The organism is Bradyrhizobium sp. SZCCHNR1053, from assembly GCF_032381235.1.
In the GTDB taxonomy this organism is placed as follows: Bacteria; Pseudomonadota; Alphaproteobacteria; order Rhizobiales; family Xanthobacteraceae; genus Bradyrhizobium.
This window is the reverse complement of the sequence record NZ_JAUHJM010000002.1, coordinates 143992-170631: the sequence shown is the minus strand read 5'-3', so window position 1 is coordinate 170631 and position 26640 is coordinate 143992. Positions and strand designations below refer to the sequence as shown.

At 66.3% G+C, this 26640-nt stretch carries 28 protein-coding genes and 1 other RNA gene; 14 read left to right on the top strand and 15 right to left on the bottom strand.

Features of this window, described 5'->3' with window-relative positions:
* Positions 1–48 precede the first annotated feature (48 nt).
* The 9 genes from QX051_RS05725 to tkt form a co-directional block, all read right to left on the bottom strand.
* Complete coding sequence (locus QX051_RS05725) at positions 49–1143, bottom strand: tetratricopeptide repeat protein (RefSeq protein ID WP_315775422.1); 1095 nt, start codon at positions 1141–1143, stop codon at positions 49–51.
* 9 nt (positions 1144–1152) lie between these two features.
* On the bottom strand, positions 1153–1830 hold the full coding sequence (locus QX051_RS05720) for a thiamine phosphate synthase (RefSeq protein WP_315775421.1): 678 nt from the start codon (positions 1828–1830) through the stop codon (positions 1153–1155).
* Entirely contained in the window at positions 1830–2852 is a 1023-nt protein-coding gene (locus QX051_RS05715) for a class I fructose-bisphosphate aldolase (protein WP_315734421.1), read from the bottom strand. The genes QX051_RS05720 and QX051_RS05715 overlap by 1 nt, the downstream gene beginning before the upstream one ends.
* A 448-nt stretch (positions 2853–3300) precedes the next feature.
* Complete coding sequence (gene fba / locus QX051_RS05710; protein WP_315775420.1) at positions 3301–4368, bottom strand: class II fructose-bisphosphate aldolase; 1068 nt, start codon at positions 4366–4368, stop codon at positions 3301–3303.
* Between the two features lie 196 nt (positions 4369–4564).
* A complete protein-coding gene (locus QX051_RS05705) occupies positions 4565–4822 on the bottom strand; it encodes a hypothetical protein (protein ID WP_315775419.1) in 258 nt (85 codons plus the stop codon).
* Positions 4823–4868: 46 nt separating this feature from the next.
* Complete coding sequence (locus QX051_RS05700; RefSeq protein WP_315775418.1) at positions 4869–6062, bottom strand: phosphoglycerate kinase; 1194 nt, start codon at positions 6060–6062, stop codon at positions 4869–4871.
* A gap of 24 nt (positions 6063–6086) precedes the next feature.
* Positions 6087–6227, bottom strand: coding sequence for a hypothetical protein (locus QX051_RS05695; protein ID WP_315775417.1), 141 nt, complete (start codon positions 6225–6227; stop codon positions 6087–6089).
* 107 nt (positions 6228–6334) lie between these two features.
* Complete coding sequence (gene gap / locus QX051_RS05690) at positions 6335–7342, bottom strand: type I glyceraldehyde-3-phosphate dehydrogenase (RefSeq protein WP_315775416.1); 1008 nt, start codon at positions 7340–7342, stop codon at positions 6335–6337.
* Positions 7343–7555: 213 nt separating this feature from the next.
* Entirely contained in the window at positions 7556–9541 is a 1986-nt protein-coding gene (gene tkt / locus QX051_RS05685; RefSeq protein ID WP_315775415.1) for a transketolase, read from the bottom strand.
* Between the two features lie 268 nt (positions 9542–9809).
* On the opposite strand from tkt, the gene QX051_RS05680 reads away from it, so the two are divergent.
* Both QX051_RS05680 and QX051_RS05675 read left to right on the top strand, forming a co-directional pair.
* Positions 9810–10160: a DUF4164 domain-containing protein gene (locus tag QX051_RS05680; RefSeq protein ID WP_315771745.1), complete on the top strand. Its 351-nt coding sequence runs from the start codon at positions 9810–9812 to the stop codon at positions 10158–10160.
* Positions 10157–10540 (top strand): cell division protein ZapA, encoded by a 384-nt coding sequence (locus QX051_RS05675; RefSeq protein ID WP_315734404.1) that lies wholly within the window; start codon positions 10157–10159, stop codon positions 10538–10540. Before QX051_RS05680 ends, QX051_RS05675 begins: the two co-directional genes overlap by 4 nt.
* A gap of 58 nt (positions 10541–10598) precedes the next feature.
* On the opposite strand, the gene QX051_RS05670 is transcribed toward QX051_RS05675, so the two are convergent.
* A complete protein-coding gene (locus QX051_RS05670; RefSeq protein ID WP_315775414.1) occupies positions 10599–11033 on the bottom strand; it encodes a hypothetical protein in 435 nt (144 codons plus the stop codon).
* Positions 11034–11160: 127 nt separating this feature from the next.
* Positions 11161–11367 carry a hypothetical protein gene (locus QX051_RS05665; RefSeq protein ID WP_315775413.1) on the bottom strand — a complete coding sequence of 69 codons (207 nt, stop codon included), beginning with the start codon at positions 11365–11367 and terminating at the stop codon, positions 11161–11163.
* Positions 11368–11579: 212 nt separating this feature from the next.
* On the opposite strand from QX051_RS05665, the gene QX051_RS05660 reads away from it, so the two are divergent.
* Both QX051_RS05660 and QX051_RS05655 read left to right on the top strand, forming a co-directional pair.
* Positions 11580–12848: a serine hydrolase domain-containing protein gene (locus tag QX051_RS05660; RefSeq protein WP_409998068.1), complete on the top strand. Its 1269-nt coding sequence runs from the start codon at positions 11580–11582 to the stop codon at positions 12846–12848.
* 3 nt (positions 12849–12851) lie between these two features.
* Complete coding sequence (locus tag QX051_RS05655) at positions 12852–13493, top strand: glutathione S-transferase family protein (protein ID WP_315775412.1); 642 nt, start codon at positions 12852–12854, stop codon at positions 13491–13493.
* A gap of 73 nt (positions 13494–13566) precedes the next feature.
* Here the strand turns inward: QX051_RS05655 and QX051_RS05650 are convergent, their stop codons facing one another.
* Both QX051_RS05650 and QX051_RS05645 read right to left on the bottom strand, forming a co-directional pair.
* Positions 13567–14817: a TAXI family TRAP transporter solute-binding subunit gene (locus QX051_RS05650; RefSeq protein ID WP_315775410.1), complete on the bottom strand. Its 1251-nt coding sequence runs from the start codon at positions 14815–14817 to the stop codon at positions 13567–13569.
* Positions 14818–14934: 117 nt separating this feature from the next.
* On the bottom strand, positions 14935–15390 hold the full coding sequence (locus tag QX051_RS05645; RefSeq protein WP_315775409.1) for a DsrE family protein: 456 nt from the start codon (positions 15388–15390) through the stop codon (positions 14935–14937).
* Positions 15391–16410: 1020 nt separating this feature from the next.
* On the opposite strand from QX051_RS05645, the gene ssrS reads away from it, so the two are divergent.
* From ssrS to QX051_RS05630, 3 genes are all read left to right on the top strand, one after another.
* Positions 16411–16572, top strand: a non-coding RNA gene (gene ssrS / locus QX051_RS05640) — 6S RNA.
* Positions 16573–16679: 107 nt separating this feature from the next.
* Entirely contained in the window at positions 16680–17261 is a 582-nt protein-coding gene (locus tag QX051_RS05635; protein ID WP_315775841.1) for a 5-formyltetrahydrofolate cyclo-ligase, read from the top strand.
* Position 17262: 1 nt separating this feature from the next.
* Entirely contained in the window at positions 17263–18087 is an 825-nt protein-coding gene (locus QX051_RS05630) for a TIGR00282 family metallophosphoesterase (protein WP_315775408.1), read from the top strand.
* 9 nt (positions 18088–18096) lie between these two features.
* Here QX051_RS05630 and QX051_RS05625 read toward each other — a convergent pair whose 3' ends face one another.
* Together QX051_RS05625 and QX051_RS05620 are read right to left on the bottom strand one after the other, a co-directional pair.
* Positions 18097–19527, bottom strand: coding sequence for a methyl-accepting chemotaxis protein (locus QX051_RS05625; RefSeq protein WP_315775407.1), 1431 nt, complete (start codon positions 19525–19527; stop codon positions 18097–18099).
* Between the two features lie 45 nt (positions 19528–19572).
* Positions 19573–21321: a methyl-accepting chemotaxis protein gene (locus tag QX051_RS05620; protein WP_315775406.1), complete on the bottom strand. Its 1749-nt coding sequence runs from the start codon at positions 21319–21321 to the stop codon at positions 19573–19575.
* 219 nt (positions 21322–21540) lie between these two features.
* Here QX051_RS05620 and QX051_RS05615 point away from each other — a divergent pair, with 219 nt between their 5' ends.
* From QX051_RS05615 to ybgC, 7 genes are all read left to right on the top strand, one after another.
* The gene (locus QX051_RS05615) at positions 21541–22287 is read left to right on the top strand and encodes a YebC/PmpR family DNA-binding transcriptional regulator (protein ID WP_315734381.1); all 747 of its coding nucleotides are present in this window, start codon (positions 21541–21543) and stop codon (positions 22285–22287) included.
* Between the two features lie 73 nt (positions 22288–22360).
* Positions 22361–22888 (top strand): crossover junction endodeoxyribonuclease RuvC, encoded by a 528-nt coding sequence (gene ruvC, locus QX051_RS05610; RefSeq protein WP_315775405.1) that lies wholly within the window; start codon positions 22361–22363, stop codon positions 22886–22888.
* Positions 22885–23502, top strand: coding sequence for a Holliday junction branch migration protein RuvA (ruvA, locus tag QX051_RS05605; RefSeq protein WP_315775404.1), 618 nt, complete (start codon positions 22885–22887; stop codon positions 23500–23502). Before ruvC ends, ruvA begins: the two co-directional genes overlap by 4 nt.
* Before the next feature lie 46 nt (positions 23503–23548).
* Positions 23549–23968 carry a cytidine deaminase gene (locus QX051_RS05600; protein WP_315734375.1) on the top strand — a complete coding sequence of 140 codons (420 nt, stop codon included), beginning with the start codon at positions 23549–23551 and terminating at the stop codon, positions 23966–23968.
* Positions 23965–25011, top strand: a complete 1047-nt coding sequence (gene ruvB, locus QX051_RS05595; RefSeq protein ID WP_315753251.1) for a Holliday junction branch migration DNA helicase RuvB — start codon at positions 23965–23967, stop codon at positions 25009–25011. Before QX051_RS05600 ends, ruvB begins: the two co-directional genes overlap by 4 nt.
* A gap of 83 nt (positions 25012–25094) precedes the next feature.
* Positions 25095–26015 (top strand): metallophosphoesterase, encoded by a 921-nt coding sequence (locus tag QX051_RS05590; RefSeq protein ID WP_315775403.1) that lies wholly within the window; start codon positions 25095–25097, stop codon positions 26013–26015.
* An 80-nt stretch (positions 26016–26095) separates the two neighbouring features.
* A complete protein-coding gene (gene ybgC, locus QX051_RS05585) occupies positions 26096–26545 on the top strand; it encodes a tol-pal system-associated acyl-CoA thioesterase (protein ID WP_315734369.1) in 450 nt (149 codons plus the stop codon).
* Positions 26546–26640: the final 95 nt, after the last annotated feature.

The following is a 26640-nucleotide window of genomic DNA, read 5'->3' as shown; positions in this document are numbered from 1 at the left end:
GTGGGTGCCCTGCCGGGGCCGCCGCGTCAAGGCCGGATCAGCGGCCGATCACTTGATGGTGCCCAGCCAGCGCTTGGCGGCTTGCTCGCCCTTGGCGCGGTCCTCGGGGGGCATGTCGGCGAATTTCTCGTCGAGCTTGGGATCGCCCTTGCCGGCCGTCTTGGCCACTAGGTGCCATTTGTAGGCCTCGACCTTGTCCATCTGGGTGGCGATTCCATACAGCAGCACCCATGCCAGCCGGTTCTGGGCGACCGGGCTGTTCTGCCGCGCGGCCCGGCGCAGCAGCGCGATGGCCGCGGGCTGGTCCTTCGGCACGCCGGTGCCGTTGAACAGCGCGATGGCGTATTCGACCTCGGCGTCGACATTGTCGGCAATCGCGGCGGCCTGCAGCAGGCGGGCGGCCTTCTCCGGGTCCTGCGGGACGCCGGTGCCCGATTTGTAGAACGTCGCCAGCGCATATTGCGCCTCGGGACTGCCGGCGTCGGCCGCCATGCGCAGCAGCTCGGCCGAGCGCTTGAGGTCCTGCGGCAGGGTCTGGCCGTCGAGATAGAGCAAAGCGAGATTGTAGGCAGCCTTGGGCTCGCCGAGCTTGGCGGCGGAAGCGAGCAGCTTCACCGCCTCCGGCTTGTCGATCGGGCCGCCGCGCCCGGCCAGCCGCATCATCGCCAGCGCGAACATCGCCTCGCGGTCGCCGGCCTCGGCGGCGCGCTTGTACCAGGTCGCCGCCTTGTCGTAGTCGCGGCGGATGCCCATGGCGTTTTCGTAGAGCTGGCCGAGCATCGCCATGGCCTTGGGATCGCCGGCCTGGGCGCGCGGCGACGCCAGGTCGAAGGCGGTCTTGTACTGGCCGCGCTGATAGGCGCCGTAGACCAGGTCGACATTGGGATCATTGGCGGCGGGCTGCGGCGTCGTGGCCGGTGCAGGAGCCGCCGGCTTGCCGGAGGGGGAAGGGGCCGGCTTCTTTGCCGCGGGCGGTGCCGGCGGCCTGGGCTTCTCAGTCGCCTTCTCCGCCGGCCGTTCGATCGGCTTGGGCTTTTCCGTCGGCGGCTGCAGAGCCGGCGGCGTCAACGAGATCTGCGCGGCCGCGCCCGTCATCGCCATGGCGAGCGCAGCAACAACACATGTCAGGCGCAGGATCGTCATCGGCCCCGTTCAGCTCTGTCCCGGCGCGTCGGCCGGCGCGGCCGCATATGCGCTCCGGATCGCGGTGCTGACCTCTGCAAGCGCCGCGGCGGGACCGCGGGCGTCGTTCCAGACGAGGTCGTCGACCAGCACGAAATCGGCTCCGGCCGCGACGAAGTCGGTGGCTTCCTTGAGCGAGATCGCATAGCCGACGCAGGGCGGCTCGAACAGCTCCGCCCACCAGGCGAGGCGCTCGTTGACGGCATCCGGCGACGGCCGCCGTCCCTGCGCATCGCGCTCGCCGAACAGCACATAGTCGGCGCCGAGTTCGCCGGCACGCATCGAATCATGGCGTGTCGACAGGCCGCCGCCGCCGGCGATGCGGTCCGGCTTCAGCCCCGGCAGCGCCTCCTCCAGCGCAGCGACGCCGGTCAGATGCGCGCCATCGGCGCCGGCGCGGGCCACGATGTCGGGATGGCCGTCGATCAGCAGCGCCGCACCGGCGCCCTGGATCGCCGGCGCCAGCGTCTTGACCGCCGTGATCATGCTGCGCGGATCGCTGTCCTTCAGCCGCACCAGCACCGCCGCGACATCTGCGTTGGCGAGGATCGCCGGCAGGTCGGCGGCAAGCGCCGCCGCATCGGTCACGACCGGCGTTGCCAGATAGAGGCGCGGTGCGGGCCGCGCGGAAGTCGTCTTGCCGGACACTATGCGGCCTCTTTCTCGAGCGCTGCGGTCCACTGGCCGCGGCTTGCAAGCGCGTTCATGCGGGCGCGGTGGGTGAAGGCCCGCTGGCCGGCGGGGACGTTCGCCGCCTTGCCGGCCCATGCCTGTTGCGGCGCCGCCTGCAGCGCGCGGCCATAGGAGAAGGTCAGCCTCCAGGGCAGCGGCCCGAGCCGGTTCATCGCGTCGAGATGCGCGGTGGCACTCTCGTCCGATTGTCCGCCGGACAGGAAGGCGATGCCGGGCACCGCCGCGGGCACGCATTCCTTCAGCAGTTGGACGGTCCTTTCGGCGACCTCCTGCACCCCGGCCTGGTCCGGCGACTGCTTGCCGGGCACCGCCATGTTGGGCTTCAGGATCATGCCTTCCAACGCGACGCGCTGGATGCGCAATTCACGAAACACCTCGTTCAGGACGCGGCGCGTGACGTCGAAGCAGCGACCGATGTCATGATCGCCGTCCATCAGCACCTCCGGTTCGACGATCGGCACGATGTTCGCGGCCTGGCACAGGGCGGCATAGCGGCCGAGCGCATGCGCGTTGACATGGATCGCTGTCATCGAAGGGATATTGTCCTTGTCGATATCGATCACGGCCCGCCATTTGGCGAAGCGCGCACCCAGCGCGTAGTACGTCGCCAGCCGATCCGCAAGCCTGTCGAGGCCGACCGTGACCCGCTCGCCGGGGCAGCCGGGTAGCGGCTGCGTTCCCTCATCGACCTTGATGCCCGGAATGCCGCCGGCCGCCTCGATCAGCTTCACCAGCGGGGTGCCGTCGGCGGCGTTCTGGCGGATGGTTTCGTCATAGAGGATGACGCCGGAGATGAACGACATGCCTGCGCTGCGAAACAGCATCTCGCGATAGTCGCGGCGGTTCTGTTCGGTCGATTCCACCTTGATGGCATCGAAGCGCTTCTTGATCGTCCCGGTCGATTCATCGGCGGCGAGGATGCCCTTGCCCGGCGTGACCATGGCAAGGGCCGTGCTGTTCAGTGCGGAGAGATTCATGCTTGGCTCCAGACGCACCTGCCCTGCCCATCAAAATAGACGGTTCTCGGGCGGATGCCGAGCAAACATTGGCCACAGCCAAGGCAGGCTCTCGCAGAGGTGAAGGAGAGATTGCTGATCAGACGACCTGTCGCGTCAAAGGCAGCCGACTCCCCTTGCGGGGAGGGGTTGGGGGTGGGGGTCCACGCGCGCTGAATTCAGTGAGTTGCGTCTACAATCGTCCCTCGTCAATCGCTATGGGGGTGCGCGCGGTCAGGCCTTCGCTGTGTCGCTCATAACTCATAACTGCAAGATCGCCGACACGTGCTATCGAGCCCATCACTGATAGGATCACTCGGAGACCCCCACCCCCGACCCCTCCCCGCAAGGGGGAGGGGAGCTCACTGCCGTCGCGGTGACCACCGAGGTCTAGCAAGCTCAGCGGGCTGAGTGGGCTGTAAACGCCGGCTCACGCCACCTTCGGATCGAGCTCGCCCTTGGCGTAGCGCTTGGCCATCTCGGCGGTCGTCAGCACGCGCTTGATCTTGGAAGCCTGGCCGGCGGTGTTGAACTCCTGCAGGCGCTGCTTGCACAGCTTGGCCATCGCCTCCATCGCCGGCTTCAGGTACTTGCGCGGATCGAACTCTTCCGGGTGCTCCGAGAGCACCTTGCGGATCTGGCCGGTCATCGCCATGCGGTTGTCGGTGTCGATGTTGATCTTGCGCACACCGTTCTTGATGCCGCGCTGGATTTCGCTGACCGGCACGCCCCAGGTCGGCTTCATCTTACCGCCGAAGGAATTGATGATCTCCTGAAGGTCCTGCGGCACCGACGATGAGCCGTGCATCACCAGATGCGTGTTCGGCAGCTTGCGGTGGATCTCCTCGATCACGTTCATGGCGAGGATGTCGCCGTCCGGCTTGCGCGTGAACTTGTAGGCGCCATGCGAGGTGCCCATCGCGATCGCGAGCGCGTCGACCTTGGTCTCACGCACGAACTTCACCGCCTCGTCGGGATTGGTCAGCAGCTGATCGTGCGACAGCTTGCCCTCGGCGCCGTGGCCGTCCTCCTTGTCGCCCATTCCGGTCTCGAGCGAGCCGAGGACGCCGAGCTCGCCCTCGACCGAGATGCCGCCGAGATGCGCCATGGTGGCGACCGTCTTGGTGACGCCGACATTGTAGTCCCAGTCAGCCGGGGTCTTGCCGTCGGCCTTCAGCGAGCCGTCCATCATCACCGAGGTGAAGCCGGACTGGATCGCGGTCATGCAGGTGTCGGGACCGTTGCCATGATCGAGATGCACGCACACCGGAATGTGCGGATAGATCTCGGTGACCGCGTCCATCATGTGCTTGAGCATGACGTCGTTGGCATAGGAGCGGGCGCCGCGCGAGGCCTGGATGATGACGGGCGCGTCGACCGCATTGGCCGCCTCCATGATCGCCAGCGCCTGCTCCATGTTGTTGATGTTGAAGGCCGGGACGCCGTAGTCATTTTCCGCCGCGTGGTCGAGCAATTGACGCAACGTGATACGAGCCATGGCTGGAACTCCCTGAGATTAAGGATTGGACCGTGCGGCAGGATGCGCACGCGCCGAAACTGCTGCACCGTGCATAACGCGGTGGTGGGGAGATTCCAAGGGTGGCGGCGACGCAGCCCGGAGGAGGCGGCGATCAGGATATGTCTAGGGTTAGCGCATAGGGCTGGCGCGTTGCCGGTAGCTCAACGATGGGAGATCAGGTCTTCCTGGCTTCAAGAGCCGCCATGCGTTCCTCGACGTCGCTGACGCGCTCGTCGAAGTCACTGGCAGCCGCACGCATCATGACCAGCATGCCGGCGGAGTCGCGACGCTGCTTGCGGATCAAAGCTTCCATCCGCTCGTGTTCGGCGCGATTGTCCTGCCTGAACTGCCCGACCTCGGTCCGGAGCGCAGCGATGCTCTCCTGGATATTGATCAGGATATGGTGGACCGCGTCTGTCGGTGTCTCGGCCATAAGTGGAACATAACAGAAACATTCATGGCCGACAAGCGTCGAAACATCAGGCCTTCAGCACCTCGACACCCGGCAGCGGCTTGCCTTCCATCCACTCTAGGAAGGCGCCGCCGGCGGTCGAGACATAGGTGAAGTCGGAGGCCACGCCGGCCTGGTTGAGCGCCGCGACCGTGTCGCCGCCGCCGGCCACCGAGATCAGCTTCTTGGCCTTGGTGCGCTCGGCGGCGTGCTTGGCCGCGACCATCGTGCCGCGGTCGAACGGAGCGAGCTCGAACGCGCCGACCGGGCCGTTCCACACCAGCGTCGCGGCGTCGTCGATCGCGGAGTGGATGCGCGCGGTCGATTGCGGGCCGACGTCGAGGATCATGCTGTCAGGCGGGATCGCGTCGAGCCCGTAGGCGAAGGACGGCGAGTTGGCCGCGAAATGGTAGGAGACGGTAGCATCCACCGGCAGGATGATGGCGCAGTTCGAGGCTTCCGCCTTGTCCATGATCCTGAGAGCAGTGGCAGCCAGATCCTTTTCAGCCAAGGACTTGCCGATCTGCACGCCCTGCGCATGCAGGAAGGTGTTGGCCATGCCGCCGCCGATGACGAGTGCATCGACCTTGGTGACGAGGTTTTCCAACAGGTCGATCTTGGTCGAGACCTTGGCGCCACCGACGATCGCGATGACAGGCTTGGCCGGCTTTCCGAGCGCCTTGTCGAGCGCGTCGAGCTCGGCCTGCATGGTGCGGCCGGCATAGGCGGGCAGCTTGTGGCCGAGGCCTTCCGTTGACGCATGGGCGCGGTGGGCGGCGGAGAAGGCGTCGTTGACCCAGATGTCGCCGCACTGCGCGAGAACATCGACGAACTTTGGGTCGTTCGCTTCCTCGCCGGCCTTGAAGCGCAGGTTTTCCAGCAGCAGGACTTCGCCGGGTTCGAGATTCTCGGTCGTGAGATGCGGCTGATCAAGATCGTCGCAGAACTTAACTTCAGTGCCGAGCAGCGTCGAAAGCGGCGCAACAATCGGCCGAAGGCTCATCTCTGGGACGACCTTGCCTTTGGGACGCCCGAAATGCGCCAGTAGGACAACCGCTGCGTTCTTGGCCTGCAATTCCTTCACGGTCGGAATAGCCGCGCGCAGGCGTGTATCATCGCTTACCTGCCCGTTAGCCATCGGTACGTTGAAGTCGACGCGGACCAGCGCAACGTTGCCGCCGACATCGGCGGGAAGATCGTCGAGGGTGCGGAATTGTTTCATGTCATGCTCGCTTGTTGGCCGACATCATGAGGAGCCCGGGGGGAGACTCTCCGGCGGGTTGCCCTCTTGCTGGGACGTGACCTTGCTGCCCTGACGGAAACCGTAGACGATCAAGCCGATCAGCAGGATCGCGCCCGGAATTCCGAGCCAGTGCGGAAGGGTCATGATGCTTCCTTAGCCCGTCATTCCGGGGCGATGCGAAGCATCGAACCCGGAATCTCGAGATTCCGGGTTTGGTCCTACGGACCATCCCGGAATGACGGTGGAGATAGTTACAGCAGCTTGCTCATCGCGACGGCGGTGTCGGCCATGCGGTTGGAGAAGCCCCACTCGTTGTCGTACCAGGACATCACGCGCACGAGGTTGCCGTTCATGACCTTGGTCTGGTCCATGTGGAACGTCGAGGAGTGCGGATCGTGGTTGAAGTCGATCGAGACGTTCGGCGCCGTGGTGTAGCCGAGGATGCCCTTGAGCTCCTGCTCGCTGGCGCGCTTCATCGCCTCGTTGATCTCCTTCGGATCGGTGTTACGCTTGGCGACGATCTTGAGATCCACCACCGACACGTTCGGCGTCGGCACCCGGATCGCGACGCCGTCGAGCTTGCCCTTGAGCTCGGGCAGCACCAGGCCGATCGCCTTGGCCGCACCGGTCGAGGTCGGGATCATCGACATCGCCGCCGCGCGGCCGCGATAGAGATCCTTGTGCATGGTGTCCAGCGTCGGCTGGTCGCCGGTGTAGGCGTGGATCGTGGTCATGAAGCCGGTCTCGATGCCGACCGTGTCGTTCAAGACCTTGGCGATCGGGGCCAGGCAGTTGGTGGTGCAGGAGCCGTTGGAGACGACGAGGTGCTCCTTGGTCAGCGCGGTGTGGTTGACGCCGTAGACGATGGTGGCGTCGGCGCCGTCGGCCGGCGCGGAGACCAGCACGCGCTTGGCGCCGGCGGTCAGGTGCGCTGAGGCCTTGTCCTTTGAGGTGAAGATGCCGGTGCATTCCAGCGCGATGTCTACGCCGAGATCCTTCCAGGGCAGCTTCGACGGATCACGCTCGGCCGTCACCTTGATCTTGCCGTTGCCGATGTCGATGCTGTCACCGTCGACGGTCACGGTGTGGGGGAAGCGGCCGTGCACGCTGTCGAAGCGCAGCAAATGGGCATTGGTCTCGACCGGGCCGAGATCGTTGATGCCGACCACCACGATGTCCTTGCGGCCCGATTCCGCGATGGCACGCAGAACGTTGCGGCCGATGCGGCCAAACCCGTTGATCCCGACCCGGACTGCCATTTTCGTCTCCTTCAATGACGTTTCTCATCCCCGTCGGCAGCCTTCTCACGGGCCCCACGAGGGTTTTGGAACTGTTGCCGCCCGGTTCTGCCGGGCGGGAGCGGACGATATGGTCCTTTCGTAGTCCTTTTTTTGCGATCGCTCAACCGTCGCGAAGCACGTTCGTGCGGCGCTCCTGATTTGGTGAACCGCCGCGCAGGTTCGAGCGGGCCTTTACGCCAGCCGCTGTACGGCCGCCGCGACAGCCGCCTCGGCGGTGATGCCGAAATGCTTGTAGAGCTCCTTGGCCGGGCCGCTTTCGCCGAACGAATGCATGCCGATGAAGATGCCGTCCTGGCCGATGACCGCGTCCCAGCCCCAGCGCACTGCGGCTTCGACGGCGATCTTGACCGGCGCGTTGCCGACGATCTTTGCCCTGGTCTCGGCCGGCTGCTCCAGCAGCAGCTCCAGCGACGGCACCGAGACGACGCGGGCTGGGATGCCACGCTCAGCGAGCTGCTTCTGCGCGGCCACGGCGATCTCGACCTCGGAGCCGGTCGCGAACAGCGACACCTTGGCCTCGCCTTGCGCGGCGACGAGCTCGTAGCCGCCCCGGCTGCACGGATTATCCGACGGCGCTGAAGTGCGCAGCTGCGGCAGGTTCTGCCGCGTCAGCGCCAGCACGGTCGGACCGTTGGTGCGGTTCAGCGCCAGCTCCCAGCATTCGGCGGTCTCGACCGCATCGCACGGCCGGAACACCCGCATGTTGGGGATCGCGCGCAGCGCGGCCAGATGCTCGACCGGCTGGTGCGTCGGGCCGTCCTCGCCGAGGCCGATCGAATCATGCGTCAGCACGTAGACGACGCCGGCGCCCATCAGCGCCGACAGCCTGATAGCGCCGCGCGCATAGTCCGAGAACACCAGGAAGGTGGCGCCGTTGGGCGCGAAGCCGCCATGCAGGAAGATGCCGTTCATGCAGGCGGCCATGCCGTGCTCACGGATGCCGTAATGGATGAAGCGCCCCTTCGGCGTCTTGGCCGAGAACGAGACGGCCGACTTCGCCTTGTTGTTGTTGGAGCCGGTGAGGTCGGCCGAGCCGGCCACGAACTCGAACGGCATTGCGGCTGCGATCACCTCGATCGCGGCCTCCGACGATTTGCGGGTGGCGACGTTGAGCGGGGTCTCCAGCAGCGCCTTCTTGTGGTCCTTCAGCGCCTTCGCCAGCGCGGCGGGCCGCTCGTGGCGCAGCCGGCGCTCGAACTCGGCGCGCTTGCGCGGGCCCATCTCGCCAAGCCGGGTCTCCCATTCGCCGCGCGCAGCCGCGCCGCGGCGGCCGGCCTCGCGCCAGGCGGCGAGCACGTCGTCGGGCACCGAGAACGGCTCCTGCGAAATGCCGAGCTTCTCCTTGGCGCCCTTCAGTTCCTCTGCCCCGAGCGCCTCGCCATGCACCTTGGAGGTGCCGGCCTTGGTCGGCGCGCCGTAGCCGATCGTGGTCTTGCAGGCGATCAGCGACGGCTTCGACGACTTCTGGGCCCGTGCGATCGCGGCGGCAATCGCCTCGGGATCATGGCCGTCGATCAGCTCGGCCGCCCAGCCACACGCCTTGAAGCGCTTCACCTGGTCGACCGAGTCGGCAATCGACAGCGGGCCGTCGATCGAGATGCCGTTGTCGTCCCACAGCACGATCAGCTTGTTGAGCTTCCAGTGCCCGGCCATCGCGATCGCTTCCTGGGAGATGCCCTCCATCAGGTCGCCGTCGGACGCCAGCACATAGGTGTGATGATCGACGATCTTCTTGCCGTATTCGGCCTGCAGCATCTTCTCGGCCAGCGCCATGCCGACCGCGGTGGAGATGCCCTGGCCGAGCGGGCCGGTGGTGGTCTCGATGCCCTTGGTGCGGAAATTCTCCGGGTGGCCGGGGGTGAGCGAATCGACCTGGCGGAAGCGCTTGATCTGGTCGAGCGTCATCTCCTCGTTGCCGGTGAGATACAACAGCGCATAGAGCAGCATCGAGCCGTGGCCGGCGGAGAGCACGAAGCGGTCGCGGTCCGGCCAAGCGGGCGCTGCGGCATCGTATTTCAGCACGCGGGTGAACAGCACGGTGGCGACGTCCGCCGCGCCCATCGGCAGGCCCGGATGGCCCGATTTGGCCTTCTCGACGGCGTCCATTGCGAGCCCGCGGATGGCGTTGGCCATGCGGGAATGATCGACCTGCGTCATGCTGGAATCCGTCCAAACGTGAAATGCTGATGACAGGAGCGCCGCCGGTATTGCTGGCGGGCCGGGATTTTGCGGGCTGATTAGCACCTCGGTTCCGGGAATCAAAGGTTCTGCAACGCCGGGAACCTCCCAAAAGTTGCTTAGTAGTGCATAGTTTCGGCCGAGCGTTGCGCTTGGCTCGCCCAGCACGTAAGATTTTGCCCGTAACCGCTTGCCGGACAGCGCTTTTGTCGCATCCCGCTGGCTCCGAGGGCCTCGCATCCGTGCCATGAACGATCACCCTGCCAATCTTACCGGCCAGGTGGAACCCGGCGCCGCCGATCTCGAGGCGGCGACGCGGCGACTGATGACGGCCCTCGACGCGCTGGAGAGCGCGGTCGAGCGGCGGCGCGAGGCGGATCGTGACGAGGACGAGCTCGCAACGCGCATCCAGGCGCTCGGCGCCGACCGCTCGCGCCTCGCCGACGAGCTCGACGGCTCGTTGATGAAGACGCGACGGCTCGAGCGCACCAATCGCGAGATCGCCGAACGTCTGGACACCGCGATCGGCACCATCCGCACCGTGCTCGCTGGCGGCGACGGGCAGAACGCCGCTGAAGACGATGAGGACGAGGAATGAGCCACATCAACGTCACCATCAACGGCCGCCAATATCGCATGGCCTGCGAGGAAGGCCAGGAGCTCAGGCTGCTCAAGCTCGCCGAGAGTCTCGAGCAGCGCATCACCAATCTGCGCGGCAAGTTCGGCGAGATCGGCGACGCCCGGCTCACGGTGATGGCCGCGCTCACCGTGTGCGATGAGCTGATCGATGCCAATCAGCGCGTGCAGGTGCTGGAGCAGGAGCTCGAAGGCCTGCGCAACGTGCGCAACCAGTCCGCCGACCGCGCTCGTGCGACTCAGGTCGCGGTGGCGAAAGCGCTGAACGCTGCCGCCGAGCGCATCGAGCGCACCACGCAGGTGCTGAACCGCACCATCGGTGGTGGCGTGGCGATCGGGTGAGGGCGTACTCCATGAGGTGCTCAACCAGCGCCGTGGGAGTTTTTTAGCATTTATTGATTCACTCTTCGAGGACGGTTGCCGAATAGTCGATAGCAACGTGTCGACCCTTGTAGATGCCCCAATTCCGTGCGCCTGGTTCGAACGGACATTCAGCCCAATCGCGATAAAGCTCGTTGAGTTGTGAGAGCGACAGTGGCGAAGTTAGTGGTTTGGCTGCAGCCATGACTAACAGCAGCCCGCCTGACGATACCCAGACTGCGGTGCACAGCGATCTTCGCTGTTGTTCGGTGCAGCTCGCATACAAGTCCGCTTCGAACTGATTGCAGCGTCGCCCGTATTTGTTGCGCGCGAACTTGAAGGCCCATGGTCCAACTATGACCACCGGCGATCGATTTGCGCCAGATCGTGAGATCTTGATCAAACCGCATTCTCCTTCATAAGGTGCGGTAGTAGTAGGGTGGGCAAAGGCGCGCGTGCAATGCTGCTGCGTCATACGCAGATTCCCGCGCGCTGTGCCCACCGCTATCACGCGCGGTGGCAATGGTGGGCACGGCGCGCCGAGCAATGGTGCAAGCCGAGCCAGCGTGCCAGCGCACCTTTGCCCACTCTCCACGACCGGACTACCAGATCCCCGAAACCAAGATCTCCAGCGCGACGTCCGGCGCTGCCGCTGCCAGCGCGCCGATGCACAGGCCGACGAAGCCGAGCGCGATGGCGCCGCTGATGCCGTGCTGGCTGAAGCCGTAGCTGGCGCCGATTGCGGTGCACAGGATCAGCATGCTGCTGGTCCACAGGATCTGGATGACGAGCTTGATCTTGCTCAGCATGAGTGGCCTCGCAGCCTCCACGATCTCGCCCGTCCCCTTCTTCATACGTCTCACCACTGCCCATTGTGCAGCAGCGAAGCCGATCAATTCATCGCGATGCGATCGCTTTGCGAGCGCTTGTCGTTCTCCGCTGGCTGACCTAGCCTCGACGCGCGGAGCTATCGAATCTCGCAAGCCATAAGCGGGATCGTCCGCACATCAGGGAGGTGCACTTGAACAAGCTGATCCTCGCGGCGGCAGCCGTCGCGCTCACAACGATCATTGCGCCGCTCGCCGCCGCGCCCTTGCCGGAGGCCAAGCCCGACGAGGTCGGCTTCTCGCCGGCGGGTCTTGCACGCATGGACGATTTCTTCGCCCGCGAGATCGCCGCCAAGCGCGTGCCCGGCGCGGTCGTGGCGATCGCGCGTGACGGCAAGCTCGTGCATTACAAGGCCTACGGCCAGCTCGATCCGGTCAAGGGCACGCCGATGCCGCTCGACGCGATATTCGCCCTGGCCTCGATGACCAAGCCAATGACTGCGGTCGGCGGGCTGATGCTGATGGAGCAGGGGAGGCTGCCGCTGCAGGCCAGGCTCGCCGACTACTATCCGGCCTTCGCCGACATGAAGGTCGGCGTCACCCAGGAGAACGGCGCGCTGCTGCTGGTGCCGCAGGCCCGCCCCATCCTGATCCACGATCTTTACCGCCACACCTCGGGCCTGATGTATGGCGGCCGGCCGGACAGCTCGAGCGCGGTGGCGCGGCTCTATCCCGACGGCACCGCGCCTGCGATCGAAGGCGACACCCAGGCCTTCATCGAGCGCATCACCAAGCTGCCGCTGGCGCATCAGCCGGGCACGCAGTTCGAATACGGCTTCTCCATCGACGTGCTCGGCGCCGTGATCGAGAAGGTCAGCGAGCAGCGGCTCGGGGAATATCTGTCAGCCAATCTCTGGAAGCCGCTCGGCATGACCGATGCGACGTTCGCGCCGACCGACGCACAGCGCCCGCGGCTGGCGCATCCGTTTCCGAACAATCCGCTGACCGGCAAGCCGCAGGCGATCAAGCTGCTGGACACGCCGACCAGGTCGGACTGCGGCGGCGCCTGCTCGTTCGCCACCATCGGCGACTACGTCCGCTTCGGCCAGATGTTGCTCGATGGCGGCGAGCTCGACGGCGCGCGGATCCTGAGTCCGAAGACGGTGCACCACATGACCTCCAACCATCTCGGGCCCGAGATCAAGAACACCGTCGCCAATGTGGAGCCGCATCGCGCCGGATTCAGCTTCGGGCTCGGCGTCGCCGTGCGCGTCAGCGAGGGCCTGTCGGCGGTGCCCGGCAATCCCGGCGAGTTCAGCTGGAACGGCGCCTATGGCACGCAGTTCTTCTGCGATCCCAGGGAGCGTCTCGTCGTCGTGGTCGGCACGGCGGCGCCTGGGGACTTGCGCAAATATTATCGGGAGCAGGTGCAGGACATCGTCTATGGCGCGATGGTGAAATAGCGCATGCTCACGGTTCATCACCTCGGCAAGTCGCAGTCCGAACGTATCGTCTGGCTCTGCGAGGAGCTGGAAATTTCGTACGAACTGAAATGCTACACGCGCGACGCCCGGACGATGCTGGCGCCGCCCGAGTACAAGGCGCTGCATCCGATCGGCGCGGCGCCCGTGATCACCGACGGCGAGCTGGTGCTCGCCGAGTCCGGCGCGGTCGTCGAGTACATCATCGCCAAATACGGCCACGGTCGGTTGCGGCCCAGGCCGGACGATCCGAGCTTCGCGCCGTTCCTCTACTGGCTTCATTTCGCCAACGGCACCCTGCAAGCCGCGATGGGCCGGCTCATGATCCTCAACCGGCTCAATCTGCCGGACGACAATCCCGTGCTCGGCGCTATCAGGGGGCGGCTCGACCGCGCCTTTGCAGCCGTCGAGACGCGCTGCGGCGAGGCGGACTATCTGGCAGGCGGCGCGCTTACCGCCGCCGACATCATGACGGTGTTTTCACTCACCACCATGCGCTACTTCCTGCCCTACGACCTCGCGCCGTTCCCGAACATCCGCGCCTACCTCGCGCGCATCGGCGCCCGCCCGGCCTATCAGCGCGCCATGGCCAAGGGGGACCCGGGCATGGTGTTGTTGTTGAGCTGATCCCGCTCAGCCTGCGTGCCACCACGCAATGACGTCATCCGGCGTAGAGGCGATCGCTGTGAGCCCGATCGCCTCACCTCCCCTGCCGCTTGCGGCTCCAGTCCAAGAACGAGCGATACAGCTCCTCCTTCTCCGCCTTCGACGTCGGCGCCTTGGCCTGCGATTCGAGAAAGGCCTCGAAGCGCTCCTGCTGCGACAGACTGCCGGTCGCGGCGGGCGGCAGGCCGACATTGGCCTCGTTCTTCATCCGCTCCAGCACGGCGTCGACATAGGGATAGCGCTGCCAGCCCGGCACCTGGGCCTCGAGATTGAGATCCTTCCAGCCCGGATGGAACGGCGGCTGCTGCAGCCGCGCGAGGTTGGTGAACAGCGCATCGACGAAGCGATTGACGCGGTCGGCGCGGTCGCTGCCCGGCTTCCAGTTGTAGACGGCCAGCACCGACGGCACGGCGATGGTTTCCACGGCGGTGTCAGGTGCGACCAGCCCCGGATAGGTGTCGGCCTTGATGCTGGTCGGATAGTAGAAATCCGAGAATTGCTGCGTGTACGGCACCGGCACGAAGTGGAATCCAGGATCCGCCTTCTTGCCGCTGAACAGCTCGCCGGGCTTGGAGGCGACATAGACCATCGCGGCGATCTCGCCCTTGTGCAGCTTCTCCAGCGCAACAGGACCACCGATGGCGACAGGCTCGATGTCGATGCCGAGGCGCCGGAAGATCAGCTGCCCCGTATGCGCGGCGGCAACGCCGGCCGTTCCAACCGCGATCTTCTGGCCCTTCAGATCCTGCAGCGACTTGAACTCCTCGCGCGCATAGATGTGCACGTCGGAGATGAAGAAGCGCAGCACGTAGCGGATGCGGTCGTTGATGTTGGAAAGGCCGGCCTGCTTGGCGTAGAAGTCGAACGCATCGGCGTAGGTGACGGCGACGTCGACGCCGCGCAGATACAGGAGATCGGCGATGTTCGAGGTGGTGCCGCGCGTCACCATCGGGATCAGGCGCATGTTGTCGCCATCGTCCATCGTCCGCGCCATCTCGCTGGCGAGGCGGACGAAGCCGCCGTCGGGCAGGCCCGCGGCCAGGCCGACGGTCCATTGGTTCATACGCGTCTTGATGGCGGCTTCATCCGAGGTGCTCCGTGGCTCGGGCGCGCGGGTCTCGGAGACCCGACGCTGGACGGCCCGCCGTTCGGACGCGCGCGCAGGCTTGATCGAGAGCGGAGCGGCGGACTGCTCTTGCGCCCGCACCGCGCCGACGGGGGTGAGCAAGGCAGCCGAAAGCGTTGCCAGCACCAGCAGCGCTGGCCGGGCGAGTACTCTGTGCATGTGACTAGTCCCCGATCGCGTCTGCTCGCCATTCCCCCGAGCAGACTGATGACACAGATCAATCCAAGATCGTATCTCAATGAGCCCTAAACCTGGCAGTTTTGGGGCAAAAACTACCTAAGGTTTCAGGTAGCTCCAGCCGCTCTCCTGCAATTCCATCAGCCTCACTGCGCCCGAGGGCACCAGGCTCGCTTCGGCGACGATCGCAATCGGATGTCCTTCGCGTTTCTCCATGCCGCGTTTGGTGATGTTGCAGGCGGAGAACCTGATCTTGGCGGGAAAGCTGAGCTCTGCGATCTGCTTGAGCCGGTCCTTCACCGGCGAGGTATCCTCGCGCAGCATGTTCAGCCCGGGTCCATAGGTGACGAGCTCGATCTCGACCTCCTCGCCCTTCTCCTTGAACGTCTCCATGATGTTGGTGGCGTTGTTCAGCGCCAGATTCATGATCGCCGGATCGTTCTGATCGACCTGGATCGAGACGCGATGGATCTTGACGTCGGCGGCGAGGCTCGCGGCAGCCGACGCGATCAGTAGCGCGCAGGCGGCCGTGACAGTTTTGAGATCGAAGCGCATGCCTGGACTCCAATGTACGATACACGGCATTGGGATGTGGGCATGATCTGCCACAACCTCAGCTTCGACCGATGAGCCCCAATCGTGGCGACACTATGCGCTGCCGACACGGCGCTGCCGCGGGAGCGCCGTCATCGCCGCGGCATCATTGCGAGCGCAGCGAAGCAATCAAGACTGCATCTGCGGAGAGATCCTGGATTGCTTGGGCGCAAGGGCGCGCTAGGCCGGGACGACGGCGGAATGCTGGGCTGGCGGCACGCGCGCAGATGCACGTCGTAAACTGCATGACGGGCAATCCGCACATATCCATCATGCGCAAACTGCCCGTCGCGTTACGATGTCGCAGGCTGCGCGGCTTGTCACGTCGGGCAAATCAGGTCGATCTTTCCGCCCGTCCTGCTGCCGCATGAGGGGCGTTTCGCGACCGTCACGGACCGTTGGCAGTGGGATGCGATGGGCGTGAATTGCCGCAGCGTGAGTCACTTCGCGCGGACGAACGGCGATGCACGTACGGTCAAGTCGCGTGGTCCTGACACCCCGATGCTGGTGTCCCGCGCAATGCGCGCAAGCGCGTTGTCGCGCATGGTGGCCAACAAGCCCGGCGCACCAAGGAGATCGCGAAGCAGCCGTTCAAACCGTCGCGCAGGGAAGGCCGGGTGTTTCCGGCTGCACCTGTGGTACCTGCCGCCTGCATTTTTTTGAGCAGGCGGGCCACGGGCGTCAGCCGACGCCCGGCCTTCCCTGTGCCCTCTGTCTTGAGGGGGGCGATCGAGATCAACAGCTCGGACGCAACGCGTCGCGAGGACGCGAGCCCATGCCATGTTCTGTTGTGTTGCCGCCGCCCCATCGCTGTCATCGCCGGCGCAGTGTGCGCCGCGGTCCCTCGATTTCGCCATCGCCGTCACGGCGTACTGCGCGCCCGGTCGGGCCGGGCGACGACGCCGAATGTTGGCAACCGTGTCGCGCCTCGATCCGCTTCCACCGCTGGCAAAATCATCCCGTGATGGTTACATTGCAACTGCGAGGCTGCGACGCGCGTCCGGAACCAACATATCCCCGGGGCCTTATCGATCCTTTAGGGAACTGTCCCTGGCCAGGTCTGTGGACCTGGACATATGGTGCCCACCTACTTTCGTAGGGAACTCCGGGATCGAGCGTTTCAACGGCGATTGCGGCTTCGCGCTTGTTTTCCGTCTCTCCTCTCCCCTTCGGTTGCCGACCTGCTGCGTTTCTGCAACGTTTGCGTGCCCGCGTCCGCCCGCCCGTCACGGAGGTCACGTCGCATGCCGATGAAGGCCGCTCAGCACACCAAGCAGCAGCTCCGAGCCGCAGCCCTTGTCGCGCGCGACGCGTTGAGCGACGAGACGCGGAGCGCGGCCGCGCGGGCGATCGCCGCGCGCGGGCTCCCCTTCGCATTCGAGCCCGGCACGGTCGTCTCCGGCTATGCGCCGGTCCGCAACGAGCTCGATCCGATGCCGTTGCTGCGTGAGCTGGCGGGGCAGGGGGCGCGGCTGGCGCTGCCGGTCGTGCTGGCGCGCGGCCATTCGCTCTCGTTCCGCGCCTTCGCGCCGGGCGACCGGCTGACGCTCGGGTCGCTCGGCATCCCCGAGCCGTCGCCGGCAGCCGCCGAGCTGGTGCCCGATGTGATGCTGGTGCCGCTCGCCGCCTTCGACCGCACCGGCCACCGCATCGGTTACGGCGGGGGCTACTACGACTACACCTTTTCGCACCTGCGGAAGATGCATCACGTCATCGGCGTCGGCCTCGGCTTCGCCATTCAGGAAACCGAGGCCATCCCGGCCTTGGCCCACGACGCGGCGCTGGATTATGTGCTAACCGAGCGCGAGACCTTGGATTTCCGGAGCAATTGAGTTGCGAATTCTCTTCGTCGGCGACGTCGTCGGCCGGGCCGGCCGCAGCGCCGTCTCGGACCACCTTCCAGGCTTGATCCACGATTGGGCGCTCGATCTCGTCATCGTCAATGGCGAGAACGCGGCCGGCGGATTCGGCATCACCGAGGCGATCTATCAGGAGCTCGTCGATGCCGGCGCCGACGCGGTCACGCTCGGCAACCACTCCTGGGATCAGCGCGAGGCACTGGTGTTCATCGAGCGCGCGCCGCGCCTGGTGCGCCCTGCGAACTATCCGGCAGGCACGCCCGGCCGTGGCGCCGCGCTGATCGACGCCAAGAACGGCGCCCGCGCGCTGGTGGTCAACGTGCTCGGGCGCGTGTTCATGACGCCGTTCGACGATCCATTCGCGGCGGTCGGCCGCGAGCTCGGTGCCTGTCCGCTGCGCGAGGCGGCGGATGCAATCGTGGTCGACGTGCATTGCGAGGCCTCCAGCGAGAAGCAGGGCCTGGGCTATTTTTGCGACGGCCGCGCCAGCCTTGTCGTCGGCACCCATACGCATGTGCCGACGGCCGATCACCGGATCCTACCCGGTGGCACCGCCTACATGACCGATGCCGGCATGACCGGCGATTACGACTCCATTATCGGCATGCAGAAGGACGAGCCGCTGCGCCGCTTCCAGTCGGGCATCCCGTCGGCGCGCTTCGAGCCGGCCTCCGGCGAGGCGACGTTGAGCGGTGTGGCGGTCGAGACCGACAACGGCACCGGGCTTGCGATCAAGGTCGCGCCGGTGCGCATCGGCGGCCGGCTGTCGCCGACGAGGCCGGCGTTCTGGGGAGAATGAGAGCCTGCGTCAGGCCTTGAGGCGAAAACCCATCCGGAACGCGCCCCAATGACGGCCCTTGATGACAATCGGCGCGGACAGGTCCTTCATCAGCACGAACTGTCCGCCGCCCATGTCGCGGCGGTAGGTCTGGAGCAGAAACGGCTTGTTGCTGGCGGCGGCCACCTTCTTCACCGCACGGTCCTCGAACAGCCGGCGGTTGCGGCAGTTGGCGTTGTTCCAGACCGGATCGGGCCCCTGCGGCTTGCGGTAGTTCGGATTGTGCGTCGGCAGATAGCCGCCGCGCGCCCAGGCGACGCAGAACACGATGCGCGGGTCGCTGCCCTGGATCGGGTCCTGGATCGCCGGCAGGACGCGGTCGGTGAACTCGACGTAGCGCGTCATGTACTGCTTGGGATTGGTGCCGGGGATCTCGCGATAGCTCTCGTCCATCAGGTCGGCGAGCGTGATCTCGCCGCGGTCGATCGCCGCCTCGAAGGTCGCCGAGATCTGCCGGGCGGTGTCGACGACGGACTTGATCAGCGGCGCGTCCGTGGTCTGTACGCCGCTCTCGGCGATCAGCCCGATCAGCGCCTCGGAATGATCGAGCAGCTTGGCGATCCGGCTGTCGGCTTGTTTGAGCTCGACCGAGGACTGGTCGACGCCCTTGGCGAGCTCGTTGAGCTCGCTGATCACGGCGTCGCAATGCGCGAGGTTGGAGGTCGCGGCCTTCGCCACGCCGTCGATCTCCTGGCCGACGCTGGTGAAGCCGTCCTGGACGCGGACGATGATGCCGCCGATCTGCTGGGCGCCTTCACCCGCCGTCTTGGCGCGCGACGAGGCCTGGCCGCTCTCGCCGAGCAGGCTCTTCACCTGCGAGTCGAGCCCGCGCAGGGTGTCGCCGATCTGCTGCGTGGCCTGGCGAGTCGCCTCGGCGAGCGACTTCACCTCGCTGGCGACGACAGCGAAGCCCCGGCCGGCGCTGCCGGCACGGGCTGCCTCGATGGTGGCGTTCAGCGCCAGCAGGTTGGTCTGCTTGGCGATCGCCTCGATCGCGACCGAGACCTTGGCGACCTGCGACAGCGCATCGCCGACCGAGCCGAGCCGCTGCTCGATCCGCTCCACGGAGTCGACCAATTCGGCGATGTGCCGCACCGCGGCGTCGACCACGTTGCGCGACTGCGCGATGTCGCCCACTGCGGCGGTGGTGGCCGATTGCACCGCCTGCGAGGCGGTGGCGATGTCGTGATTGGCCGCGACCATGGTCTTGGCGGTGGCCTGCAGATGCCCGAACCGCTGCGACTGGTAGCTGACGCGGGCGGCGACCTCTTGGACGTTGCCGGCGACGTCGGCAAGCTCGACGCCGAGGCCGCCGATGCGGTCGGCGATCTCGTCGATCAGCCGCTCGGCGCCGGTGCGCGCGTCGTGACTTTCCAGAATGGCGCGTTGCGCGACCGACATGTCCAGGCTCCCGGGCTCGAAAGGATCAGAAAATCACCGCTCGGCTCACAATTTGTAGGCGGTGCGGAAGCCGCCCCAGTGCCGGCCGCGGACCCGGATCGGCACGTCGATTTCGCGCATCATGACGGTGTTGCCGTTGCCCATGTCGCGCGCGTAGCTCTGGATCAGATAGGGCCGCTGGTTGCGGCCGGCGGCGAGCCCGGCCGGATCGTTGAAGATGCGGCGGTTGCGGCTGTTGGCGGTGTTGAAGGCTGCGTCGCCCGGCCGCTGCGGATGCGAATAGATCCGGTTGTGCACCGGCAGATAGCCGTTGCGATCGATCGCGACGCAGAACGCCATGCGCTGGTCCTTGGCGAGGAAGGCCTCCTGGAACGAAGGCAGCACGCGCTCGGCCCAGTCGAGAATCCGGCTGCGGTGCTGCTGCGGATTGGTGCCGGGGATCTCGACATAGTTGGTATCGAACATGTCCTCGAGCGTGATCTCGCCGCGCGCGACAGCGCTTTCGAACATCCGGTTCAGCTCGGTGCCCGCTTCCATGGCGCGGGTGACGAACTCGTTGTTCTCCTCGTGCAGCGCCCAGAGCTTGTCCTCGATCTTCTCGCGCAGCTCGGCATTGGGCGCATCGAACCGCGCCTGGGCGCCGGCCTTCACCTGCTCGGTGACGCGCAGGCGGCACGGGCCGACGTCCTCCAGCACGGCGTCGAACCCCTCGTTCACGGCGAGACGGCTCGCGTCGGGGCCGGTGATCAGCACGCCGTCGTTGGCAATCTCGTAGACCGCGGCCGTGATCGTGCGGGCGCCGGATTTGATCTCGAGCTTGAGATGGCAAGGCAGGCGCTCGCTGCCGCTGCGCACGGGCCGATCGCCCTGGCGCAGCAGCACGGCACAGCGCGCCTTCAGCTTCTGGGCGTACATGGTTACGGCGCGCCCGGCGTTCGTGACGCGCTCGCCATAGCTCTCGGCCTGCTGGGTGGCGCTGCTGATGTCAGCAGCGCTGTCGACCACCGAGGATATGAACTGCGAGGCCTGCGCCGCATTGTTCGACATCGCGCCGGTGGTCTGGTTCTGCTCGGCGACGGCGCCGTTGACGTTGGTGAAGACCGGGCGGATCGCCTCGATCGCCTGGGCGATACGGTGGACGGCGTCGGCCGAGCCGGCGGCGTCCTTCTGCAGTGCCTCGATCTTGCGGGTGATCTCCTCGGTCGCGTTCTGGGTCTGGACGGCAAGCGCCTTGACCTCGGTCGCCACCACCGCGAAGCCGCGGCCGGCGTCGCCGGCGCGGGCGGCCTCGATGGTCGAGTTGAGCGCGAGCAGGGTGGTCTGGCGCGCGATCTGGGAGATCAGGTTGACGACGTTGCCGATCGCCGCCGAGGATTCGCGCAGGCGGTCGACGTTGGCCCGGGCTTCCGTGGCGGCGGCGCTGGCCTGGTCGGCGAGCTGGCCGCCGTCCTGGACCTGGGCACGGATACCGTGGGCGGACTGGGTCACCTTCTCTGCGGCGTGGGCGAACGTCGCCGCCGTTCCTTGCGCGGCGCTGCTGCGGCCGTTCAGCGCATCGGCGCGCTGGCGAATGTCCATCAGCGTCCCCGCCGTCGCCTCGGCGCCGCTGGCGACCGCATCGGCGGCGCGCTCGAGCTGGCGAATCATGCCGCCGAGTTCCAGCTCCAGCAGGTCGAGGATGGCCTTGGCCGAATCGGTATCCGACGACGCCGGCGGCTCCGGCGCGGCCACCGGTTTCGGTTCAGCCACCGGATCGGGCGCAGAGGGTCGTCTTGCAAGGAAACCAAACGCCATGGGGCGGCCCCGGTGCGGTGAAAAGGTGCAGAGGGGCGGCATCGTTGCACTTGACTGTGAAGCCGTGGTTAACATTTGGCTTATGGTGCAGGGCAGCCAACCGGCTCTTCGAAGGGGGCGGCCACCCTGAATCCACCTCAAATCTTTGATTTTGACGATTCCCGGCCTATAAGGCCGCGCTTCCCCCACCTGATCCCCTACGATTTCAAGAGACCTCGCATGGCCGGCCATTCCCAATTCAAGAACATCATGCATCGCAAGGGCCGGCAGGATGCGATGAAGTCCAAGCTGTTCGGCAAGCTGGCGCGCGAAATCACCGTCGCCGCCAAGCTCGGCACGCCGGACCCGGCGATGAACCCGCGGCTGCGGGCCGCCGTGGTCGCCGCCCGGGCCGAGAACATGCCCAAGGACAACATCGAGCGCGCCATCAAGAAGGCGCTCGGCGGCGAGGGCGACAATTACGACGAGATCCGCTACGAGGGCTATGGCCCGGGCGGCGTCGCCGTCATCGTCGAGGCGCTGACCGACAACCGCAACCGCGCCGCCTCCGACATCCGCTCCTACTTCACCAAATCCGGCGGCAATCTCGGCGAGACCGGCTCGGTGTCGTTCATGTTCGACCGCGTCGGCATCATCGAATACGACCGCAGCGTCGCCTCGGATGACGCGGTGCTGGACGCCGCCATCGAGGCTGGCGCCGACGACGTGATCTCGGGCGAGGGGGGGCACGAGATCTATGCCTCGCCGGAGAGCCTGCGCGAGGTCGCCAAGAATCTCGAGGCCAAGTTCGGCGAGCCGCGCAAGGCGGCGCTGACCTGGAAGCCGCAGAACACCGTGGCGGTCGACGACGAGACCGCCGAGAAGCTGCTGAAGCTGATGGATCTGCTGAACGAGCACGACGACGTCCAGAACGTCTATGCCAATTTCGAGATCTCGGACGCGCTGATGGCGAAGATGGGCGGTTGACGGACGCTTAACCACGTCGTTCGTCCGTTCCGTTTATGTTTCCATCGGTGTGGCGCAAGGCTATCTCTATCCCATGAAAGCCCAGCCGATTCGCGCAGCCGTCCGTATCATTGGGATCGATCCCGGCCTCCGCCGCACCGGCTGGGGGGTGATCGAGAGCGAAGGCAACCGGCTGATCTATGTCGGTTGCGGCTCGGTGGAGCCGCCCGACGACCTGCCGCTGGCGAGCCGGCTGCTGGCGATCCATGAGGGGCTTTCGGCCGTGCTCGGCCGCTTTGCCCCGATGGAAGCCGCGGTCGAGCAGACCTTCGTCAACAAGGATGGTGTTGCCACCTTAAAGCTCGGCCAGGCCCGCGGCATCGCCATGCTGGCGCCGGCCATGTTCGGGATTTCGGTGGCCGAATACGCCCCCAACCAGGTCAAGAAGACCGTGGTCGGCGCCGGCCACGCCGACAAGGGCCAGATCGCGGTGATGCTGAAGATCCTGCTGCCCAAGGCCGAGCCGCCGTCGGCCGACGCGGCGGACGCGCTCGCCATCGCCATCACCCACGCCCATCACCGCCAGGGCCAGGCGCTGCGCATGAAGGTGGCGGGGCTATGATCGGCAAGCTCAAGGGGCTGATCGATTCCACCACCGAGGATTTCGTCATCCTCGACGTCGGCGGCGTCGGCTATCAGGTGCACTGCTCGGCGCGGACGCTGCAGGCCTTGCCGTCGCCGGGTGAAGCCGCCACATTGTCGATCGAGACCTATGTGCGCGAGGACCAGATCAAGCTGTTCGGTTTTCGCTCGGATGTCGAACGGGAATGGTTTCGCCTTTTGCAGACGGTGCAGGGCGTCGGCGCCAAGGTCGCCCTCGCCGTGCTCGGCACGTTGCCGCCGGCCGATCTCGCCAACGCCATCGCGCTGCGCGACAAGGCGGCGGTGGCGCGCACGCCGGGCGTCGGCCCCAAGGTCGCCGAGCGCATCGTGACCGAGCTGAAGGACAAGGCGCCGGCCTTCGCCGATGTCGATCCCGGCGTGGTCAGGCTGTCTGGTGCGATCGAGGAGCAGCGCGCGCCGCAGCCCATCGCGGATGCCATCTCCGCGCTCATCAATCTCGGCTATGGCCAGCCGCAGGCGGCCGCCGCGATCGCGGCAGCATCTCGCGCGGCCGGCGACAAGGCCGAGACCGCGCAACTCATCCGCCTCGGCCTCAAGGAGCTGGCGAAATAGGCTATCGTCGCTCGGCCGGGCGAGCAGAAGGACAATCATTTCCCCCATGGTGAGCAAGAAGGACAAGGAGCTGATCGAGGCGGCCGCATCAGCGGTCAAGAGCCGCTACCGCAACGACTGGCAGGAGGTCGGCGCGGCCGTGCGCACCCGCGACGGCCGCATCATCACCGGCGTCAACATCGACGCCTATCTCGGCCGCAACGCCGTCTGCGCCGAGGCGATCGCGATCGGCCGCGCCATCACCGAGCACGGCGATCACGGCATCGAGACCATCGTCGCGGTGCGTCATCCCAAGCCGGGTGAGCCCGGCGAGGTCGCCGTGGTCTCGCCCTGCGGCACCTGCCGCGAGCTGATCCATGACTACGATGCGAAGGCGCGTGTCATCGTGCCGTCGAACGGTAAGGGGCCTGCGGCGGTGACGATCGGCGAGCTGCTGCCGAACAAATACAGGCGCGGCAACGAATGAAGCCGCCTGCGCGCATGGTCAGTCCGGAGCGGCGCTCCGACGATGTCGGTGACACCGCGCTGCGTCCGCAGCAGCTCTCCGAGTTCGTCGGCCAGCAGCAGGCGCGCGCCAATCTGTCGATCTTCATCGAGGCGGCGCGCAAGCGCGGCGAGGCGCTCGACCATGTGCTGTTCGTCGGTCCTCCTGGTCTTGGCAAAACCACCTTGGCCCAGATCGTCGCGCGCGAGCTCGGCGTCGGCTTCCGCGCCACGTCGGGACCTGTGATTGCCAAGGCTGGTGACCTCGCGGCGCTGCTGACCAACCTCGAAGAGCGCGACGTGCTGTTCATCGACGAGATCCACCGTCTCAGCCCGGCGGTCGAGGAGGTGCTCTATCCCGCGATGGAGGATTTTCAGCTCGACCTCATCATCGGCGAGGGGCCGGCGGCGCGCTCGGTCAAGATCGACTTGTCGAAGTTCACGCTGGTCGGCGCGACGACGCGCGCAGGCCTGCTGACCAATCCGCTGCGTGATCGTTTCGGCATCCCGATTCGGTTGAACTTCTACACGGTCGAGGAGCTGGAGGGCATCGTGACGCGCGGTGCCCGCGTGCTCGGCGTTGGCATGACCGCCGACGGCGCCAACGAGATCGCGCGCCGCGCCCGCGGCACTCCGCGCATCGCCGGCCGGCTCTTGCGCCGGGTGCGTGACTTCGCCTCGGCGGCGAACGCCAGCGCGATCGATCGCGCCATCGCTGATCATGCCTTGAGCGCGCTGGAGGTCGATGCCGCCGGGCTCGATGCAATGGACCGGCGCTATCTCTCGACCATCGCCCTGAACTACGGCGGTGGGCCGGTCGGCGTCGAGACCATGGCGGCGGCGCTGTCGGAGCCGCGCGACGCGATCGAGGACATCATCGAGCCCTATCTGATCCAGTGCGGCTATCTGCAGCGCACGCCGCGCGGCCGGCTGTTGACCTCGCATGCGTTCCGGCATCTCGGCATGGCCGAGCCGAACCGCGATCCCAGCCAGTTCGGCCTGTTCGGCAGTGAGGACGATGCTTAACGAATCTGCTGACAATCTGCACGGACGCACCCGAAATCGGTTGCAATGATCGAAGAAAAGGATTGCGTGCGAGGAGTTCGTCCATGCTGTCACGCCGTCGCTTTCTGTCATTCTCAGGCGGTCTTGCCGCGACCGGTTTTTCGACCGCGACCTACGGCGTCGGCGTCGAGCCGCTGCGCCTCGGCGTCACCGACTATCACATCCATCCGCACGACTGGCCGGCCGGCCTGAAGCTGAAGATCGCGGCGATCGCCGACATCCACGCTTGCGATCCCTGGATGTCGCTGGCGCATATCGACGGGATCGTCCAGCGGACCAACGCGCTGCAGCCGGATCTGATCGTTCTGCTCGGCGACTATGTCGCTGGTCATCGGCATCACATCGGACGCATCGACGCTTCGGAGTGGGCGCCGGTGCTCGGCGGCCTCAAGGCGCCGCTGGGCGTGCACGCCATCCTGGGCAATCATGATTACTGGGATGATCGAACCGTGCAGCGCGATGGCCGCGGCGCGCCGTATGCCCAGAAGGCGCTCGAGGCCGCCGGCATTCCCGTCTATGAGAACGATGTGGTGCGGCTCAGCAAGAATGGTCATGCCTTCTGGCTCGCCGGCCTCGGCGATCAGCTGGCCTACATGCCGGCCAGGCGCTTCCGGTCCGTGCCGCGGATCGGCATCGATGATCTCGCGAGCACACTGCGCAAGGTGACGGACAGCGCGCCGGTGATCCTGCTGGCGCATGAGCCCGACGTTGCGCTCCGGGTGCCGTCGCGGGTGGCGCTGCAGCTCTCCGGGCATACGCATGGCGGGCAGGTTCGTGTGCTCGGCTGGTCGCCGGCCGTTCCCGCGCGCAATGGCGTCAATCTGGCCTACGGCCACATCCGCACCCAATGCGACGTGATCGTTTCCGGCGGCCTCGGCTGCAGCATCATGCCAGTCCGGATCGGCATGCCGCCGGAGATCGTGCTGGTCACCGTCGGCAGGGAACCTGTGGAGGTGACGTCGTAGCCTGCTCTTGCTAGCCTGCTCTTGCGCTGGCCGTTGAACTGGGCGAAACGATCGCCATTTCCGACGATCGAGGGCTTCCCTTGACCCACCAACATCTCGACGGCGAGATCCGCGACGGCCGCCACCACATGCAGGTGCGGGTCTACTACGAGGACACGGATTTCTCCGGAATCGTCTATCACGCCAACTACCTCCGCTTCATGGAGCGTGGCCGCACCAATCATCTGCGGCTGATGGGCGCCGAGCAGCACGCGCTGTTCGCAGAGGCAGAAAGCGAGATGCCGGGCTTCGCTTTCGTCGTGCGTTCGATGACGCTCGACTTCCTGCGGCCGGCGCGCATGGACGACGTGCTCGACGTCGTCACCTGGCCCGTGGCGGTGAAGGGCGCGTCGATCACGCTGGCGCAGGAGGTCAGGCGCGGCGAGGAGGTGCTCGTCAAGGCCGACGTGAGAGTCGCGTTCATCAGCGGCGGCAGGGCGCAGCCGATACCGAGAGCGCTGCGCGACCTGATGAAGGCGGACCTCGCATAAACTGGTGCTGACGGCCGGACGAGTGGAGGGATGAAGATGTGCCCGCCAGCGATCGCGACCTCGCCGCCGTCCAGTCGGTCACGCCATTTGCGCAG